Origin of the sequence: Streptomyces venezuelae (assembly GCF_008642315.1) — a bacterium.
Taxonomy (GTDB): Bacteria; Actinomycetota; Actinomycetes; order Streptomycetales; family Streptomycetaceae; genus Streptomyces; species Streptomyces venezuelae_D.
Window position 1 is genome coordinate 7194297 of sequence record NZ_CP029192.1, and the last position, 16760, is coordinate 7211056.

11 protein-coding genes are annotated in these 16760 nt (G+C 69.4%); 5 read left to right on the plus strand and 6 right to left on the minus strand.

All coding sequences use genetic code 11. The annotated features are described in order from the left end of the window. Nucleotides 1-42: 42 nt before the first annotated feature. The 4 genes from DEJ48_RS31765 to DEJ48_RS31780 form a co-directional block, all read right to left on the minus strand. Nucleotides 43-1653, minus strand: coding sequence for a glycerol-3-phosphate dehydrogenase/oxidase (locus DEJ48_RS31765; protein WP_150219612.1), 1611 nt, complete (start codon nucleotides 1651-1653; stop codon nucleotides 43-45). Between the two features lie 5 nt (nucleotides 1654-1658). Next, nucleotides 1659-3203, minus strand: a complete 1545-nt coding sequence (gene glpK, locus DEJ48_RS31770; RefSeq protein ID WP_150219613.1) for a glycerol kinase GlpK — start codon at nucleotides 3201-3203, stop codon at nucleotides 1659-1661. A 69-nt stretch (nucleotides 3204-3272) separates the two neighbouring features. After that, entirely contained in the window at nucleotides 3273-4064 is a 792-nt protein-coding gene (locus tag DEJ48_RS31775) for an MIP/aquaporin family protein (RefSeq protein ID WP_150219614.1), read from the minus strand. Between the two features lie 337 nt (nucleotides 4065-4401). Next, a complete protein-coding gene (locus DEJ48_RS31780) occupies nucleotides 4402-5166 on the minus strand; it encodes an IclR family transcriptional regulator (protein ID WP_150219615.1) in 765 nt (254 codons plus the stop codon). A gap of 265 nt (nucleotides 5167-5431) precedes the next feature. Here DEJ48_RS31780 and metH point away from each other — a divergent pair, with 265 nt between their 5' ends. From metH to DEJ48_RS31800, 4 genes are all read left to right on the plus strand, one after another. Then, a complete protein-coding gene (gene metH, locus DEJ48_RS31785) occupies nucleotides 5432-8962 on the plus strand; it encodes a methionine synthase (RefSeq protein ID WP_150219616.1) in 3531 nt (1176 codons plus the stop codon). 99 nt (nucleotides 8963-9061) lie between these two features. Continuing rightward, nucleotides 9062-9757 (plus strand): HAD family hydrolase, encoded by a 696-nt coding sequence (locus DEJ48_RS31790; RefSeq protein ID WP_150219617.1) that lies wholly within the window; start codon nucleotides 9062-9064, stop codon nucleotides 9755-9757. A 348-nt stretch (nucleotides 9758-10105) separates the two neighbouring features. Continuing rightward, nucleotides 10106-11713 (plus strand): ABC transporter substrate-binding protein, encoded by a 1608-nt coding sequence (locus DEJ48_RS31795; RefSeq protein WP_150219618.1) that lies wholly within the window; start codon nucleotides 10106-10108, stop codon nucleotides 11711-11713. A gap of 61 nt (nucleotides 11714-11774) precedes the next feature. Further along, the gene (locus tag DEJ48_RS31800; RefSeq protein WP_150219619.1) at nucleotides 11775-13361 is read left to right on the plus strand and encodes an ABC transporter substrate-binding protein; all 1587 of its coding nucleotides are present in this window, start codon (nucleotides 11775-11777) and stop codon (nucleotides 13359-13361) included. Nucleotides 13362-13434: 73 nt separating this feature from the next. On the opposite strand, the gene DEJ48_RS31805 is transcribed toward DEJ48_RS31800, so the two are convergent. Next, nucleotides 13435-14106 carry a response regulator gene (locus DEJ48_RS31805; RefSeq protein ID WP_150165899.1) on the minus strand — a complete coding sequence of 224 codons (672 nt, stop codon included), beginning with the start codon at nucleotides 14104-14106 and terminating at the stop codon, nucleotides 13435-13437. 15 nt (nucleotides 14107-14121) lie between these two features. Then, nucleotides 14122-15003: a RecB family exonuclease gene (locus DEJ48_RS31810; RefSeq protein ID WP_150219620.1), complete on the minus strand. Its 882-nt coding sequence runs from the start codon at nucleotides 15001-15003 to the stop codon at nucleotides 14122-14124. 129 nt (nucleotides 15004-15132) lie between these two features. Between DEJ48_RS31810 and DEJ48_RS31815 the strand changes: the two genes are divergently transcribed. Beyond that, on the plus strand, nucleotides 15133-16746 hold the full coding sequence (locus tag DEJ48_RS31815) for a site-2 protease family protein (RefSeq protein WP_150219621.1): 1614 nt from the start codon (nucleotides 15133-15135) through the stop codon (nucleotides 16744-16746). The last annotated feature ends 14 nt before the right edge of the window (nucleotides 16747-16760 follow it).

Genomic DNA, 16760 nt, shown 5'->3' on the forward strand with positions numbered 1-16760 from the left:
CCATGGCGACCGCCCCTTACCAACCCTCTACGAAGACGTCTGTCAGGCCTTCTTGCCCAGCAGGTCCTCGACCTTGCTGCGGACGTCGTCCGTGGCCAGGCCACGGATCGTCAGCGTCGTACGGCGGCGCAGCACGTCGTCCGCGGTCTCGGCCCACTCGTTGTCGCGGGCGTAGACGACCTGGGCCCAGATCTCCGGGGCGTCCGGGTGGACGCGCTCGGCGAGCTCCGGGTTCTCGTTCGCCAGGCGGGCGATGTCGAAGGAGAGCGAGCCGTAGTGCGTCGCCAGGTGCTTGGCCGTGTCGGCGGCCATGCGCGGGCCGGGTGCCGGGCCGTCCACCAGGAGGCGGTGGGCGACGGCGCGCGGGTTCGCGATGCCGGGCAGCGGCAGCTTCTTCGGCAGCGAGGAGACCGGCTCGTAGTCGTCGCCCAGCGGGTGGCCCGGCAGCGACTCCAGCTTCTTCATGATCGTCCGGCCGATGTGGCGGAACGTGGTCCACTTGCCGCCCGCCACGGACAGCATGCCGCCCGCGCCCTCGGTGACGACCGTCTCGCGCTTGGCCTTCGAGGTGTCGCCGGGGCCGCCGGGCAGCACCCGCAGACCGGCGAAGGAGTACGTGATCAGGTCCCGCGACAGCTGCTGGTCGCGGATGGAGAACGCGGCCTCGTCCAGGATCTGCGCGGTGTCGGCCTCGGTGACGCGCACGTCCGCCGGGTCGCCCTCGAACTCCTCGTCCGTGGTGCCGAGCAGCAGCATGTCCTCCCAGGGCAGGGCGAACGTGATGCGGTACTTGTCGATCGGGGTCGCCAGCGCGGCCTTCCAGGGGGCGGTGCGCTTGAGGACCAGGTGCGCGCCCTTGGACAGGCGGATGGAGGGCGCCGCGGCCGGGTTCTCCATCTTGCGCAGGTGGTCGACCCAGGGTCCCGTCGCGTTCAGGACCAGACGGGCGTTGACACCGAACTCGTCGCCGGTCGTGCGGTCCTTGAGCTCGGCGCCCGTGACCCGGCCCTGGGTGAAGCGCAGTCCCGTGACCTCGGCGTGGTTGAGGACGGCGGCACCGGCCTCGACGGCCGCGCGGACCGTCATCAGGGCCATGCGGGCGTCGTTCATCTGGTCGTCGCCGTAGACCGCGACGGCCTTCAGGTTGTCGGTGCGCAGCTCCGGCACGTCCTGCGCGGCCTTCGACGGCGACAGGAGGTGGCCGACGCCGTCGCCGAACGCGGAGAGCGCGCTGTACGCGAACACGCCCGCGCCGAGCTTGGCGGCCCCGTGCGGGCCGCCCTTGTACACCGGCAGGTAGAACGTGAGCGGGTTCGCCAGGTGGGGGGCCACCTGACGGGACACCGCGCGACGCTCGAAGTGGTTCTCCGCGACCAGCTTCACCGCACCGGTCTGCAGGTAGCGCAGACCGCCGTGGAGCAGCTTGGAGGAGGCGGAGGAGGTGGCGCCGGCGAAGTCACCGGCGTCCACCAGGGCCACCCGCAGTCCGGACTGCGCGGCATGCCAGGCGGTGGAGATGCCCAGGATCCCGCCGCCGATCACCAGGAGGTCGTACGTCGCCTTGGAAAGCTGCTCCCGGGTCTCGGCGCGGCTCTGGTGGGAACCGGCGGCCGTATGCGTCCCGAGGGCAGGGACGCTCTGCAGGGTGGTCATGTGTCTTACTCCTCGCCACTCTCGTCGAGCCAACCCATGGACCGCTCGACGGCCTTGAGCCAGCTCTTGTACTCACGGTCGCGGGTGCCCGCGTCCATGTGGGGGGTCCACTCCGCGGCCCGTCGCCAGTTGGCGCGCAGCTCGTCGGTCGAGGACCAGAAGCCGACGGCGAGACCGGCGGCGTAGGCGGCGCCGAGGCAGGTCGTCTCGGCCACCATCGGGCGCACCACGGGTGCGTCGAGGAAGTCCGAGATGGTCTGCATCAGCAGGTTGTTGGAGGTCATGCCGCCGTCGACCTTGAGGGCCGCGAGCTCGACGCCGGAGTCCTTCGTCATGGCGTCGGTGATCTCACGGGTCTGCCAGGCCGTGGCCTCCAGGACGGCGCGCGCGATGTGCGCCTTGGTGACGTACCGGGTCAGACCGGCGATCACACCGCGGGCGTCGGAGCGCCAGTACGGGGCGAACAGGCCGGAGAAGGCCGGTACGAAGTAGGCGCCGCCGTTGTCCTCGACCGACGACGCGAGCGTCTCGATCTCGGCGGCGGAGTTGATCAGGCCCATCTGGTCGCGCATCCACTGCACCAGCGAACCGGTGACCGCGATGGAGCCCTCCAGGGCGTAGACCGGCTTCTGGTCGCCGATCTGGTAGCCGACCGTGGTCAGCAGGCCCGAGTAGGAGTTGATGGCCTTGTCACCGGTGTTCAGGAGCATGAACGTGCCGGTGCCGTAGGTGGACTTGGCCTCGCCCTCGTCGAAGCAGGTCTGGCCGAAGAGGGCCGCCTGCTGGTCGCCGAGCGCGGAGGCGACGGGGATGCCGCCGAGCAGGTCGCCGAGCTGTCCGCCGGTGACCTCGCCGTAGACCTCGGCGGAGGAGCGGATCTCGGGGAGCATCGCCGTGGGCACGCCGATGGACTCACAGATCTTCGGGTCCCACTGCATGGTGTGCAGGTTCATCAGCATGGTGCGGGAGGCGTTGGTGACGTCGGTGACGTGCCTGCCGCCGTCGACTCCGCCGGTCAGGTTCCAGATGACCCAGGAGTCCATGGTGCCGAAGAGGATGTCGCCTGCCTCGGCGCGCTCGCGCAGGCCGTCGACGTGGTCGAGCAGCCAGCGGGCCTTCGGGCCCGCGAAGTAGGAGGCCAGCGGCAGGCCGGTCTCGCGGCGGAAGCGGTCCTGGCCGACGTTGCGCCCGAGCTCCTTGCAGAGCGCGTCGGTGCGGGTGTCCTGCCAGACGATGGCGTTGTGCACCGGCTCGCCGGTGTTCTTGTCCCAGAGCAGCGTGGTCTCACGCTGGTTGGTGATGCCGATCGCCTTGATGTCGTCGCGGGTGATGCCGGCCTTGGAGACGGCCCCGGTGACGACCTCCTGGACGTTCGTCCAGATCTCGGCGGCGTCGTGCTCGACCCATCCCGGCTTCGGGAAGATCTGCTCGTGCTCCTTCTGGTCGACGGAGACGATCCGTCCGTCCTTGTCGAAGACGATGCAGCGGCTCGAGGTCGTGCCCTGGTCGATGGCCGCGATGAAGGGGCCTGCGGTGTGTGCGTCGGTCACGGTGTGCTCCAGAAGTTCTTTGCTGTCGGTCTCAGGCGTCTGTGGCGGTCATCGGTCGCTGTCGCGGGTCTACTTGAACGCGACGTTGTAGAGACCGCCGGCGATGGCGCCGCCGATCAGCGGGCCGACGATCGGGACCCAGGCGTACGACCAGTCCGAGCTGCCCTTGTTCGGCAGCGGGAGCACGGAGTGGATGATGCGCGGACCGAGGTCACGGACGGGGTTGATCGCGTAGCCCGTGGGGCCACCGAGCGAGAGGCCGATGCCGACCACGACGAGCGCGGTGATGAGCGCGCCGAGGACGCCGAGGCCGTTGCCGCCGTCGTTGAGGCCCTGCGTGAGGATGGCGAGGACCAGGACGACCGTGGCGATGATCTCCGTGAGCACGTTCTGGACGTAGTTGCGGATCTCGGGGCCGGTCGAGAAGATCCCGAGCACCGGTCCTGCCGCGGGGGCGGCCTTCTGGTCGACCATGCCCTCCTCGACGGGCTGCGCCGCGAGGATCTCGGGGTCGGTCAGGTGGGCCTTGAACTGGCCCATGTACGTGACCCACACCAGTACGGCGCCGATCATCGCGCCCAGCAGCTGCGAGGCCAGGTAGAGCGGAACGTCGCTCCACTTGGTGCCGCCCTCGACGGCGAGCCCGAGCGTGACCGCCGGGTTCAGGTGGGCGCCGGAGACGCCGCCCGCGAGGTAGGCACCGGTCAGTACGGCGAAGCCCCACCCGAAGGTGATCGCGAGCCAGCCGGCGTCCTTGGCCTTTGAGCGCTTGAGCGTGACGGCGGCGCACACGCCACCGCCGAGCAGGATGAGCACGGCGGTACCGATGGTCTCGCCGATGAAGATGTCGGAGCTGGACACCCGCGACTCCTTTGTCCTTCGTCCAGGGGAAGGCGAACCCCGGGTCCCTCCGGTGGTCCGCGACCTCAGGTGAGGTCGTTGCCGGCCCTTGGCCTTGTCCCACTCTAGCGCGTAATGCCGGTAGGTGTTCGACAATGCCGACCGATGGACGCGAGTCTCGCCCCGGGGTTACTCACTCGTCAAGAGTTCTGTTATTGAAAACACGATCGTTATTGATCGTTTCGACCTATCGGTCAGGCGCTACGTGGCCGCGGCTCGGAACTCGTCCATAGATCGTCGCCCGAACGCGTGCCACCTGCACGTCGAGGCTGCGCGGGGGAGGGGAGCGGGTGCCCGCTCAGAACCGCCCGGCGCCCAGATCCCGCGACACCGCACGCGCGCAGTCCCGCACCGCCGCGATCAACTCGGGACGCAGCTCCCCGTCCTTGCACACGCGCTCCACGGCACCCGTGACGCCGACCGCGCCGACCGGCATCCGCCGCCGGTCGTGAATGGGCGCGGCGACGGAGGCGATGCCCTCCCAGGTCTCCTCGACGTCGGACGCGTACCCGCGCGCGCGGGTCAGGTCGAGAACACCCTCAAAACCCTCGGCATCGGCCACCGTGTGCACCGTGAACGTCTTCCGCTCGACCTCGACGGCCTCGTTGTGCGCCACCGGGTCGTACGCCGAAAGGACCTTGCCCAGCGCCGTGGAGTGCAGCGGCTGCATGGCCCCCACCTCCAGGACCTGACGGCTGTCGTCGGGCCGGAAGACGTGGTGGACGATCAGCACGCCCTGCTGGTGCAGGACCCCGAGGTGCACGCTCTCGCCGCTGGAACGGGCCAGGTCGTCCGTCCACACCAGGGCGCGCGCCCGCAGCTCGTGCACGTCCAGATAGCTGTTGCCCAGGCGCAGCAGCTCCGCGCCCAGCTGATAGCGGCCCGACGCGGAGTCCTGCTCCACGAAGCCCTCCGCCTGCAGAGTGCGCAGAATGCCGTGCGCCGTGCCCTTGGCGAGATCGAGGGCGGAGGCGATCTCCGAGAGGCCGAGCCGTCGCTCGCCGCCCGCGAGCAGCCGCAGCATCGCCGCGGCCCTTTCGAGCGACTGGATGTTGCGTGCCATCGCAGCCCCGACCTCCGTCCCCTAGCACCAAATCGACGTTCGACAATGCTGAACACTATCGGTCGTTGTCGACCTCCCGCTAATACGCGGACGGCCTGTTCTGCCCGGCGGACCCACTAGAGATCCGTTCGAGCCGGGCCCGCTCGGCCCGTCCGCCCCGTGGACTGCTTCACAACGGGACCATGGTCCCGGCTACCCTGACCGAGTGCGCCCTCCACCCAGAGGACGCAAAGCCGACAGCCGTCGCACTCCAGGGAGCTCTTTCATGGCCTCGTCGCCAACCCCGTCGTCGCAGCCCACGCCTGTCTCGTCCGAGAGCAGGACCCGAGCCGACGCCCTCCGCGAGGCCCTCGCCACCCGCGTGGTGGTGGCCGACGGCGCGATGGGCACCATGCTCCAGGCGCAGGACCCCACCCTCGACGACTTCCAGCAGCTCGAAGGCTGCAACGAGATCCTCAACGTCACCCGCCCCGACATCGTGCGCTCCGTCCACGAGGAGTACTTCGCGGTCGGCGTCGACTGCGTGGAGACCAACACCTTCGGCGCGAACTTCGCGGCACTCACCGAGTACGACATCGCGGACCGCAACTTCGAGCTCTCCGAGGCGGGCGTCCGCATCGCCCGCGAGGTCGCCGACGAGTTCACCGCCTCCACCGGACAGCAGCGCTGGGTCCTCGGCTCCATGGGCCCCGGCACCAAGCTGCCGACGCTCGGCCACGCCCCGTACACCGTCCTGCGCGACGCCTACCAGACCAACGCCGAAGGCATGATCGCCGGCGGCGCGGACGCCCTCCTGGTGGAGACCACCCAGGACCTCCTGCAGACCAAGGCCGCCATCCTCGGCGCCCGCCGCGCCCTGGACGCCACCGGCGCGAACCTCCCGCTGATCTGCTCGGTCACCGTCGAGACGACCGGCACCATGCTCCTCGGCTCGGAGATCGGGGCCGCGCTGACCGCCCTGGAGCCGCTGGGCATCGACATGATCGGCCTGAACTGCGCCACAGGACCGGCCGAGATGAGCGAGCACCTGCGCTACCTCGCCCGCCACTCCCGCATCCCGCTCTCCTGCATGCCGAACGCGGGCCTGCCGGTCCTCGGCAAGGACGGCGCCCACTACCCCCTCTCGGCCGCCGAGCTGGCCGACGCGCAGGAGAACTTCGTCCGCGACTACGGCCTCTCCCTGGTCGGCGGCTGCTGCGGTACGACACCGGAGCACCTGCGCCAGGTCGTGGAGCGCGTCCGCGGCGTCGAGACGGCCCCGCGCGACCCGCGCCCCGAGCCGGGCGCCGCGTCCCTGTACCAGACGGTCCCGTTCCGCCAGGACACCTCGTACATGGCGATCGGCGAGCGCACCAACGCCAACGGCTCGAAGAAGTTCCGCGAGGCGATGCTGGAGGCCCGCTGGGACGACTGCGTGGAGATGGCGCGCGACCAGATCCGTGAGGGCGCGCACATGCTCGACCTGTGCGTGGACTACGTGGGCCGCGACGGCGTCGCCGACATGGAGGAACTCGCGGGCCGCTTCGCCACCGCCTCCACCCTGCCCATCGTCCTGGACTCCACCGAGGTCCCGGTCATCCAGGCCGGCCTGGAGAAGCTCGGCGGCCGCGCGGTCATCAACTCGGTCAACTACGAGGACGGCGACGGCCCCGAGTCCCGCTTCGCGAAGGTCACCGCGCTGGCCCAGGAGCACGGCGCCGCGCTGATCGCGCTGACCATCGACGAGGGGGGCCAGGCCCGCACCCCCGAGCACAAGGTCGCCATCGCCGAGCGGCTGATCGAGGACCTCACCGGCAACTGGGGCATCCAGGAGTCGGACATCCTCATCGACACCCTGACCTTCACCATCTGCACCGGCCAGGAGGAGTCCCGGGGCGACGGCATCGCCACCATCGAGGCGATCCGCGAGCTGAAGAAGCGCCACCCGGACGTGCAGACCACGTTGGGCCTGTCCAACATCTCCTTCGGCCTCAACCCGGCCGCGCGCGTCGTCCTCAACTCCGTCTTCCTGGACGAGTGCGTCAAGGCGGGCCTCGACTCCGCCATCGTGCACGCCTCGAAGATCCTGCCGATCGCGCGCCTGGAGGAGGAGCAGGTCAAGGTCGCACTCGACCTGATCTACGACCGCCGCGCCGAGGGCTACGACCCCCTCCAGAAGCTCATGGAGCTCTTCGAGGGCGTCTCCACCAAGTCGATGAAGGCCGGCAAGGCCGAGGAACTCCTCGCGCTGCCGCTGGACGAGCGGCTCCAGCGGCGCATCATCGACGGCGAGAAGAACGGCCTCGAAGCCGACCTCGACGAAGCCCTCCAGGACACCCCGGCGCTGGACATCGTCAACAACACCCTCCTGGAAGGCATGAAGGTCGTCGGAGAGCTGTTCGGCTCCGGCCAGATGCAGCTGCCCTTCGTCCTCCAGTCCGCCGAGGTCATGAAGACGGCCGTGGCGCACCTCGAGCCGCACATGGAGAAGACGGACGCGGACGGCAAGGGCACCATCGTGCTGGCCACCGTCCGCGGCGACGTCCACGACATCGGCAAGAACCTCGTCGACATCATCCTGTCCAACAACGGCTACAACGTCGTCAACCTGGGCATCAAGCAGCCCGTCGCGGCGATCCTCGACGCCGCCGCCGAGCACAAGGCCGACGTCATCGGCATGTCCGGGCTCCTGGTCAAGTCCACGGTGATCATGAAGGAGAACCTGGAGGAGCTCAACCAGCGCCAGATGGCCGCCGACTACCCGGTCATCCTGGGCGGCGCGGCCCTCACCCGCGCCTACGTGGAGCAGGACCTGCACGAGATCTACGAGGGCGAAGTCCGCTACGCCCGCGACGCGTTCGAGGGCCTGCGCCTCATGGACGCCCTCATCGCCGTCAAGCGCGGCGTGCCCGGCGCCAGCCTGCCCGAGCTCAAGCAGCGCCGCGTGCCCAAGCGCGACACCCCCGTCGCCGTCGAAGAGCCCGAGGGCCCGTCCCGCTCCGACGTGGCCGTCGACAACCCGCTGCCCACGCCCCCGTTCTGGGGCACCCGCGTCATCAAGGGCATCCAGCTCAAGGAGTACGCCTCCTGGCTCGACGAGGGCGCCCTCTTCAAGGGCCAGTGGGGCCTCAAGCAGGCCCGCACCGGCGACGGCCCCACGTACGAGGAGCTCGTCGAGAGCGAGGGCCGCCCCCGCCTGCGCGGCCTCCTGGACGAACTCCAGACCAAGAACCTGCTGGAAGCCGCCGTCGTCTACGGCTACTTCCCGTGCGTCTCCAAGGGCGACGACCTGATCATCCTCAACGACGACGGTTCGGAGCGCACCCGCTTCTCCTTCCCGCGTCAGCGCCGCGGTCGCCGCCTGTGCCTGGCCGACTTCTTCCGCCCCGAGGAATCCGGCGAGACCGACGTGGTCGGGCTCCAGGTCGTCACCGTCGGCTCCAAGATCGGCGAGGCCACCGCGGAACTCTTCGCCGCCGACTCCTACCGCGACTACCTCGAACTGCACGGCCTGTCCGTCCAGCTCGCCGAGGCCCTCGCCGAGTACTGGCACGCCCGGGTGCGCGCCGAGCTCGGATTCGCAGGAGAGGACCCCGCCGACGTCGAGGACATGTTCGCGCTGAAGTACCGCGGCGCGCGCTTCTCCCTCGGGTACGGCGCCTGCCCCGACCTGGAGGACCGCGCCAAGATCGCCGAGCTCCTGCAGCCCGAGCGGATCGGCGTCCAGCTCTCCGAGGAGTTCCAGCTCCACCCCGAGCAGTCCACCGACGCGATCGTCATCCACCACCCCGAGGCGAAGTATTTCAACGCGCGCTGATCCGGCGCAGTCGTACACTGGTCGGTCCAGTGCAGGCCGGTTGCCTTCCGCAAGAAGGAGGCAACCGGCCTTCTCGTCCCTTACGGAAGGTGTGGTCGCATGACCAGTACGGTTCCCGCGCTCGGCACCCCAATGGCCGAAAGCTCCGCATTGCAGGGCGTCCTCCTCGACATGGACGGCACCCTCGTGGACACCGAGGGCTTCTGGTGGGACGCCGAGGTCGAGGTCTTCGCCTCCCTGGGGCACGCCCTCGACGAGGCCTGGCGCGACGTCGTCGTGGGCGGCCCCATGACGCGCAGCGCAGGCTTCCTCATCGAGGCGACCGGCGCCGACATCACCGTCGCCGAGCTCACCGTGCTGCTCAACGACGGCTTCGAGAACCGCATCAGCCGCACCCTGCCGCTGATGCCGGGCGCCGCGCGCCTGCTCGCCGAACTCGCCGGGCACGGCGTGCCGATGGCCCTGGTGTCCGCCTCGCACCGCCGCATCATCGACCGCGTCCTCGACTCGATCGGCGCCCACCACTTCGAACTGACCGTGGCGGGCGACGAGGTGGCCCGCACCAAGCCCCACCCCGACCCCTACCTCCTCGCGGCCCGCGGCCTCGGCGCGGACCCCGCCAGATGCGCCGTCATCGAGGACACCGCGACCGGCGTCGCCGCCGCGGAGGCCGCGGGCTGCCGCGTGGTGGCCGTGCCGTCGGTCGCCCCCATCCCCGCCGTCGCGGGCCGCACCGTCGTCCCGTCCCTCGAACACGTCAACCTGCCTTTCCTGCAAGGCCTGATGACCCTCTGACAGCTCCGCGGGCTCCGGCGCCAACCCTGTTTCGGTGTGTGACGTTTCCCACCCGGGCGAGGGTCGACAGTGGGACCCGTGTGTGCTGTGCGGTGCCGCGGGGCCCGGGGTGACGTGACGTTGTGTCCCGATTGGTGGGAGCGTGCACGAAACCTTCCGGTGTCGGGTTATCAGTGTGTCCGCGCCCGGTTTCGCAGCGTGAGCGATTGCGGGCTCAGGCGCCCTCCGAAGCTCATCTGGTGCGGACTAATCTCGTCGCGAGAACATCGCCCCACCCCCCGTGCCCCACCAACCCACACCCCGCGTTGCGGGATTCACGGGATTCAAGAGCTCTGGAGAACGTCGAGCATGAACCGCAAGACTTTGGTGCTGCCGGCAGTCATAGGTCTGCTCGCCCCCGCGCTCGCCGCGTGCGGCGGCTCGGACGGCGGCGACGGCGACAAGCCGATCGCCGCCGGCACCACGGACTCGTTCGCCATCTCGAAGGAAGTCCCGGCCCCCTTCGACCCGGCGTACGCCTATGACGCGGGCTCCTGGAACGTCCTGCGCCAGACCATCCAGACGCTGATGGCCATGCCGCGCGGTGGCGGCGACCCCCAGCCCGAGGCCGCCGAGCAGTGCGGCTTCACCGACACGGGCAACGAGCGGTACGCCTGCACCCTGCGCAAGGGGCTGAAGTTCTCCGACGGCAAGCCGCTGACGGCCGCCGATGTGAAGTTCTCCATCGAGCGCGTCCGGGACATCAAGCTCAAGGACCCCAGCGGTTCCGACGGCCTGGTCTCCAACGTCGACACGATCGAGGTCCAGGGCGACCGCGACATCGTCTTCCACCTCAAGACCCCCGACGCGACGTTCCCCTTCAAGCTGGCGACCCCCACCGCGGGCATCATCAGCAAGGAGCACTACGACAAGAACAAGCTGCGCGACGGCTTCGCGGTCGACGGCTCGGGCCCGTACGTCGCCGAGCAGGAGGTCAAGGACAACCGCCTGGTCAAGACGGTGTTCACCAAGAACCCCCACTACAAGGGCGGGTTCAAGACGCAGAGCGACAAGGTGGAGCTCCGCAACTTCACCGACACCGACGCCATGGGCAAGGCGCTCGAGGACGGCGACATCGACCTGATGACGCGCACCATGTCGCCCGAGCAGGTCAAGGAGCTCAACGCCTCCACGAGCAAGAAGATCGACCTGGTCGAATTGCAGGGCTTGGAGATCCGCTACCTCGCCTTCAACACCGACGCCCCCGTGGCCAAGAACAAGGCCGTGCGCCAGGCGATCTCGCAGCTCGTCGACCGCGGCGCGCTGGCCTCCTCGGTGTACGGCTCGACGGCCGACCCGCTGTACTCGCTGGTGCCAGCCTCCATCACCGGGCACGCCAACTCGTTCTTCAACAAGTACGGCAACCCGAGCACGGCCAAGGCCCGAAACCTGCTCAACAAGGCCAACATCACCACCCCGGTGAAGATGACCCTGCACTACACCACCGACCACTACGGCCCCGGCACCAAGAAGGAGTTCGAGCTGCTGAAGAAGCAGCTGAACGACTCCGGCCTGTTCGACGTGTCGATCAAGGGCGTGCCGTGGAGCACCTTCCGCGCCGCCGAACGCGACGGCAAGTACGCGGCGTACGGCATGGGCTGGTTCCCCGACTTCCCCGACGCCGACAACTTCCTCGCGCCGTTCCTCGACAAGGACAACTTCCTCGGCTCGCCGTACGTCAACGACACGATCAACGACCAGCTGATCCCGACGTCCCGGCGCGAGGCCGACCGGCTCGCCGCCTCCAAGAGCATCCGCAAGATCCAGGACATCGTCGCCGACGACGTCCCGGTGCTCCCGCTGTGGCAGGGCAAGCAGTACATCGCGGCGCGCGACGACATCACCGGCATCCAGTGGGCCCTCGACTCCTCCTCGAACCTCCAGCTGTGGGAGCTCGGCCGCGGCGTCAGCGGCTGACCCACGGCGTCCCGAGGGCATCCGAGTTCCACCGAACGACCACACCAACAAAGGCACGTACGTGAAATGTCGTAACCAGTGGCTGGCCCTTCCCCTCACGGGAGGGCTGGCCGCCGCCCTGCTGACCGGCTGCGGCACGGAATCGGGCGGTGCGGGGGACACGGGCGACGCGGTAGTGATGGGGATGTCCGACGACGTCCTCGCCACCGACCCGGCATCCGGCTACGACCCCGGCTCCTGGCTCCTGTTCAACAACGTCTTCCAGTCGCTCCTGAGCTTCCCCAAGGGCGCCACCGAGCCCGAGCCGGAGGCCGCCGAGGAGTGCGGCTTCACCGACACGGAGGCGAAGGTCTTCAAGTGCGAGCTGCGTGACGGGCTGAAGTTCAGCAACGGCAACGAGCTCACCTCCAAGGACGTCAAGTTCTCCTTCGACCGCATGCGGAAGATCAACGCCGACGACGGCCCGGCGCTGATGTTCCCCATGCTCGACCAGGTGCAGACGCCGGACGCCAAGACCGTCGTGTTCAAGCTCAAGTACTCCGACGCGACCTTCCCCAGCAAGATCGCCTCGGGTGCGGGCTCCATCGTGGACCACACCGAGTACGACATGAACCGGCTCCGCGAGGACGGCAAGGCCGTCGGCTCCGGACCGTACGAGCTGGACTCCTTCAGCAAGGAGCAGGCGGTCTTCTCCGTCAACTCCGACTACAAGGGCACCGCGAAGCCGAAGAACGACGGCATCGCCCTCAAGTTCTTCCGCGGCGACCAGAAGGGCCTCAAGCAGGCGCTCCTCGACGGCAAGATCGACGTCGCCTACCGAGGCCTCGCCGCCGCCGACATCGCCGACATCGAGCAGGACACCTCCAAGGACGGCCAGGACGTCGACATCGTCGAGGGCACCAGCGCCGAGGTCCAGCACCTGGTCTTCAACATGAAGGACCCGGTGGCGGGCAAGCTCGGCGTCCGCAAGGCCATGGCCTACCTCCTGGACCGGGACGCCCTGGTCAAGGAGGTCTACCAGGACACGGCCACGCCGCTGTACTCGATCGTCCCCGCCGGCATCAGCGGCCACAACACCGCCTTCTTCGACACCTACGGCGCCCGCCCGCAGCGCGCCAAGGCCGCCGCCGCGCTCCGCGCCGACGGCATCGAGGGCAAGACCAAGCTCACCCTCTGGTCGACGCCCACCCGCTACGGCCCGGCCACCGACCAGGAACTGCGGGCCATCGCCAAGCAGCTCAACGCCTCCGGCCTCTTCGACGCCGACGTGAAGTCCGTCCCCTTCGAGCAGTACGAGAAGGACATCGAAGCCGGCAAGTACGGCGTCTACGTCAAGGGCTGGGTCCCCGACTACCCGGACGCCGACAACTTCACCCAGCCGTTCTTCGGCAAGGGCAACGTCCTCGGCAACCACTTCGAGAACAGCACCATCACCTCGAAGATCATCCCGGGCACCGCCACCGAGAGCGACCGCACCAAGACCACCAAGCAGTACGGCCGCCTCCAGGACATCGTCGCCGAGCAGGTGCCGATCCTGCCGGTCTGGCAGGCCAAGCAGTACGCCGTCGTCCGCGACAGCGTCTACGGACTCGAGTCCTGCCTCGACGCCTCCACCGTCTTCCGCTTCTGGGAGATCAGCAAGGGCTGACCCGACCGACGACGAAGGGCGGCCGCCCCCCTCGGGGGACGGCCGCCCTTCGACGTTCACACTCCGGCCGGCGTCACTGCGCGCCGGGACGCACCAGACCGCTCTCGTACGCGTACACCGCAGCCTGCACCCGGTCGCGCAGCCCCAGCTTCGTCAGCACATGACCCACATGCGTCTTCACCGTCGTCTCGCTCACGAACAGGTCCGCCGCGATCTCCGCGTTCGACAGACCGCGGGCGACCAGCTTCAGCACCTCGACCTCACGGTCCGTCAACGTGTGCAAGGTGTCGGGCACCGGCTCGTCACCCGACGGCAGATGCGCCGAGTACTTGTCCAGGAGACGACGCGTGATGCTCGGCGCGAGCATCGCCTCACCCGCCGCGACCACCCGGATCGCCTGCACCAGCTCGTTCGCCGGAGCGTCCTTCAGGAGGAAGCCGCTGGCACCCGCCCGCAGCGCCTCCACCACGTACTCGTCCAGATCGAACGTGGTCAGCACCAGCACCTTCGCCGGACCGTCCCGGCCGGGACCGGTGATCTGCCGCGTCGCCTCGACCCCGTCCATCCGCGGCATACGGATGTCCATGAGGACCACGTCGGGCTGCAGCGCCCGCACCTGATCCTGAGCCTGCAGGCCGTCTCCGGCCTCGCCGACGACCGCGATGTCCTGCTCGGCCTCCAGAATCATCCGGAACCCGGTGCGCAGCAGCGGCTGGTCATCGACCAGTAGGACGCGGATGGCCACGTGTCTCTCCTTCAGCTAGCCCGCGCCCATTCTGCCCTGCTCACCCTCCGCCGACTCGGGCGCCCTCACAGGAAGCGGATACGGCGGGGGAGTCCCCCCGAATTCAGGACAGACCGCCCGGTGATCGCACCAACCGCACAATTTCGTCGGCCTCGGCCGCCAGTTCCCGGTCTCCGTCGCCAACTCGATCGCCTCCCACAGCGCGAGCAGCTTCCGCTCCACCCGCTCCAGGTCCGCCACCACCGGGTCGTACGTGATCACATCACCGCTGCCCAGATAGACCAGCTGCAGACGGCGCGGCACCACACCCTTCAGCCGCCACACCACCAGCGCGTAGAACTTCATCTGGAACAGCGCACCCTCCGCGTACTCAGGACGCGGAGCCTTGCCCGTCTTGTAGTCCACGATGCGGACCTCACCCGAGGGCGCCACGTCCACCCGGTCGATGATCCCCCGCAGCTTCAGCCCCGAGTCCAGCTCGGCCTGCACGAACAGCTCCCGCTCGGCAGGCTCCAACCGCGTCGGATCCTCCAGCGTGAACCAGCGCTCCACCAACTTCTCCGCGTCCGACAGCCAGCGCGCCATCCGCTCGCCCTCGGGATCGTCCGCGAACAGCTCCGACAGCTCCGGCTTGGCCTCCCGCAGCCGGTCCCACTGCCCCGGAATGAGCGACTTGGCCCGCGGCGCGGTCCGCTCACCCGCCGGCGCGTCGAAGAGCCGCTCCAGCACCGCATGCACCAACGTGCCCCGCGTCGCCGCCTCACTCGGCTTCTCGGGCAGCTTGTCGATCACCCGGAACCGGTACAGCAACGGGCACTGCATGAAATCGCCCGCACGCGAAGGCGACAGGGACGCCGGGCGCACAGCCGCCACGGCGTCGTCGGAGCTGGTTTCCATAGGGACAGACCCTACGACCCGACACTGACAACAGCCGCATACCATCGACGACAGACCCTCTCGCCCTGCATGATCGTGCGGGTAACCACGCCATACCGGGGCGAGGGACGCTTCGAACGAGGGGACATCGTGGACGAAAGCGGCGGGAGCGGCAGGCCGCAGTCCGACGGCGCGGACGGCCCGCGGCCGGCGGAACCACACGGCCCGCACCACACGCCCGGCTCCCAGGAGCCGACGCGCCCGATCGGCACGGCCGAGGGACCGGAGCGCCCGGCGGACGGGCCGACGCGCCCGGCCGACGAGCCCCGGCGACCGGCCGAGCCGCCGAGAGACGAGCACACGACCTCCCTCACCAAGACACCGGGCACCGACACGCCGAGCGCTGAAACTCCGCGCACCGAAACGCGGCGCGCTGAAACTCCGAGCGCCGAGACGCCGCGCACCGAGAGCCCGCGCGCCGAGACGCCGCCCACCGAAACCCCGCACGCCGAAACGCCGAGGGAAGAACGCCCCGCCGAACCCCCGCGGCCCCGCGCCGCGTACTCCGGCCGCCCCGGCAAGGGAACCCCCGTACCGCCCAAGGCCCAAAAAGGCCCCGGCGGCGGCCTCCTCATGGGCAAACCCTTCGGCGTACCCGTCTACGTCGCCCCCAGCTGGTTCCTCGTCGCCGCCCTCATCACCTGGGTCTTCGGCAACCAGCTCGACCGCGTCCTGCCCGAGCTCGGCGGCGCCCGCTACCTCGTCTCCCTCTTCTTCGCCGTCGCCTTCTACGCCTCCGTACTCGTCCACGAACTCGCCCACACCGTCGCGGCCCTCCGCTTCAAACTCCCCGTGCGCCGCATCCAGCTCCAGTTCTTCGGCGGCGTCTCCGAGATCGAGAAGGAGTCCGAGACCCCCGGCCGCGAATTCGTCCTCGCCTTCGTCGGCCCCCTCCTCTCCCTCGTCCTCGCCGGCGTCTTCTACGCGGGCATGCAGGCCGTCGACGCGGGCACCGTCCCCGGCGTCCTCCTCGCCGGCCTGATGATCTCCAACCTCATCGTCGCCGCCTTCAACCTGCTGCCCGGCCTGCCCCTCGACGGCGGCCGCATGCTGCGCGCCGTCGTCTGGAAGATCACCGGCAAGCCCATGAGCGGCACCGTCGCCGCCGCCTGGGTCGGCCGCGCCCTCGCCATCTCCGTCCTCATCGGACTGCCCCTGCTCAACCAGTCCGGCGCCCTCGGCGGCGAAGCCCAGGACATCGGCGGCATGGACACCGTCACCGACGCCCTGCTCGCCGCGATCCTCGCCGCCATCATCTGGACCGGCGCGGGAAACAGCCTCCGCATGGCCCGCCTGCGCGAACACCTCCCCGAGCTCCGCGCCCGCACCCTCACCCGCCGCGCCGTCCCCGTCGAAAGCGAAACACCCCTCTCCGAAGCACTGCGCCGCGCCAACGAAGCAGGAGCCCGCGCCCTCGTCGTCGTCGACACCGACGGCGACCCCATGGCCCTCGTCCGCGAAGCGGCCATCGTCTCCGTGCCCCAGCACCGCCGCCCCTGGGTCGGCGTCGGCGGCCTCGCCCAGGACCTCACCGAGGGCATGCGCATCTCCGTCGAGCTCGCCGGCGAGGAACTGCTCGACACCCTCCGCGCCACGCCCGCCACCGAATACCTCGTCGTCGAGGAGTCCGGCGAGATCTACGGAGTCCTCTCCGCCGCGGACGTCGAGCGCGCCTTCGTGAAGGCCATGGCCCGCCCCACCTGAGGCAGCCCCCAGGG